Origin of the sequence: Neisseria sp. HMSC70E02 (assembly GCF_001838645.1) — a bacterium.
GTDB lineage: Bacteria > Pseudomonadota > Gammaproteobacteria > Burkholderiales > Neisseriaceae > Neisseria > Neisseria macacae.
Genome location: NZ_KV838146.1, coordinates 328 through 590 on the forward strand (window position 1 = coordinate 328; position 263 = coordinate 590).

Annotated in this window: 1 protein-coding gene; it reads left to right on the forward strand. The window is 60.1% G+C overall.

All coding sequences use genetic code 11. The features are described 5' to 3' along the window. Nucleotides 1-263: RHS repeat domain-containing protein (locus HMPREF3277_RS15670; RefSeq protein ID WP_246830817.1), on the forward strand; the 263-nt coding region annotated here is incomplete at both ends.

The following is a 263-nucleotide window of genomic DNA, read 5'->3' on the forward strand; positions in this document are numbered from 1 at the left end:
GCTACGACCGCACCGGCAACCTGACCCACAGCACTGACCAGCGGACGGGAACGACGCAGTTCGAGTACGACAAACTGGGCCAGATTACCCAAGCGGGTAACGAACTGTTCGCCTTCGACCCTGCGCACAATATCCTCGACATCCCGACGGAAAAGGTCAAACCATACCCTACCCCCTCTCCCGTGGGAGAGGGCAAAACGACCGAGCCGCTTTCGGACAACCGTTCCGCCATCCCCGACAACCGCCTGAAAACCTACAACGGC